The sequence below is a fragment of the Microcystis sp. T1-4 genome, assembly GCF_000297435.1.
Taxonomy (GTDB): domain Bacteria; phylum Cyanobacteriota; class Cyanobacteriia; order Cyanobacteriales; family Microcystaceae; genus Microcystis.
This window is the reverse complement of record NZ_CAIP01000080.1, coordinates 1-2,078: the sequence shown is the minus strand read 5'-3', so window position 1 is coordinate 2,078 and position 2,078 is coordinate 1. Positions and strand designations below refer to the sequence as shown.

2 pseudogenes are annotated in these 2,078 nt (G+C 43.0%); both read right to left on the bottom strand.

The features are described 5' to 3' along the window. A pseudogene (locus MICAI_RS26830) lies at nt 1–1,296 on the bottom strand (hypothetical protein); the annotation flags it as partial. 207 nt (nt 1,297–1,503) lie between these two features. Further along, nucleotides 1,504–1,998: pseudogene (locus MICAI_RS26825) on the bottom strand (DUF4347 domain-containing protein); the annotation flags it as partial. Nucleotides 1,999–2,078 lie beyond the last annotated feature (80 nt).

The following is a 2,078-nucleotide window of genomic DNA, read 5'->3' as shown; positions in this document are numbered from 1 at the left end:
TGACCAACCATCAGCTAGATATGCATAGTTACCGACTATTCGTACACCTAAAGCATAGCCAGAAGTATCATAATTACCCTTGAGAGTGGGGTTTGTTGGGTTGCTAATGTCGATGATTTGCAGTCCTGAACTTCCATCAGCTACATAAGCATAGTTTCCGACTACTTGTACATCCCGAGCATAGCCAGAAGTATTATAATTACCCTTGAGAGTGGGGTTTGTCGGGTTGCTGATGTCGATGATTTGCAGTCCTGAAGTCCAATCAGCTACATAGGCATAGTTACCGACTACTTGTACACCATAAGCACTGCCAGAAGTATCATAATTACCCTTGAGAGTGGGATTTGTCGGGTTGCTGATATCGATGATTTGCAGTCCTGAACTTCCATCAGCTACATAAGCATAGTTTCCGACTATTTGTACACCATAAGCATAGCCAGAAGTATCATAATTACCCTTGAGGGTGGGGTTTGTCGGGCTGCTGATGTCGATGATTTGCAGTCCTGAAATATAATCAGCTACATAAGCATAGTTACCGACTATTTGTACATCCCAAGCATAGCCAGAAGTATTATAATTACCCTTGAGAGTGGGGTTTGTCGGGTTGCTGATGTCGATGATTTGCAGTCCTGAAGTATCATCAGCTACATAAGCATAGTTACCGACTACTTCTACATCCCGAGCATAGCCAGAAGTATTATAATTACCCTTGAAAGTGGGATTTGTCGGGTTGCTGATGTCGATGATTTGCAGTCCTGAATACGCATCAGCTACATAAGCATAGTTCCCGACTATTTGTACACCTAAAGCAGAGTCAGAAGTATCATAATTACCCTTAAAGGTGGGGTTTGTCGGGTTGCTGATGTCGATGATTTGCAGTCCTTGACCTCCATCAGCTACATAAGCATAGTTACCGACTATTTGTACATCATAAGCATTGCCAGAAGTATTATAATTACCCTTGAAAGTGGGGTTTGTCGGGTTGCTGATGTCGATGATTTGCAGTCCTGAACCCGAATCAGCTACATAAGCATAGTTACCGACTACTTGTACATCCTGAGCCAAGCCAGAAGTATCATAATTACCCTTGAAGATGGGAGTTGTCGGGTTGCTGATATCGATAATTTGCAGTCCTGAATCCCAATCAGCGACATAAGCATAGTTACCGACTATTTGTACATCAAAAGCACCAGAAGTATTATAATTACCCTTAAAAATCGGGTTACTGGGATTACTAATATCAATAATCTCCAGAGTGTCCCCCACTGCATAAGCATAGTTACCAACTACTGTCACCGCACCGGCATTGCTTAATCTATCCCATACTCCTACTAATGTGGGTGCAAATACTCCGGGATAGGTGTTGAGTATATCCGGCTGAAAAACCCCAGATGTCTGCAACTCCGACAAATCTAAGGTTTCAATAAAGGTTTGATTCTCTCCCTTTGTCGCGGGTAAACTCACCTCTAACTCCCAACTTCCTCCTAAGGCTGCATTTCCTACCCGTCTGCTGGAAGCCGCTATTTTTGCCCCAGTAATTTGGGACAATTTATTAATAAACTCTGTCCCGGCATCTCCCGCCGCGACCTGACAACCGTACAGTAGAATACGATTAATCTTTGCCCAATTCTGTAACTGTTGGCGGTAATCGTAAATATTTGTTAAATTGAGTTGACAATTCCCTAAATATAAGCATCCCGGCGCACCATGGGAAACCAGGTGAATGGTGGTAATCTGGGGATTTTGTTGTAAAAAAGCGGTGATTTGTTCGATTCCGTCTTGATTGGGAGAGAGAATAACCGTGGCGATTCCGGGGATTACTCCAGCTTGGAGACTTTGATAATCGGTAACACCAGCATCGAGGAAAACTACGGTAGCGGTTAAACGCTGATTTCTCGCACTATTCACCTGATTAGCTTGACTTAAGCCATCAGATTGAGCAAAATTGAACAAAGCATCGTCAACAGCAGGAAGGCTCGGCAAAAGGGTAGAAGTCATGACGTTAACTGCAAAGGTTTATTGCTAACAGTTTTAGCCTAACAATGGCCAATCTTTCAAGGGGGATATAACAAAAATTT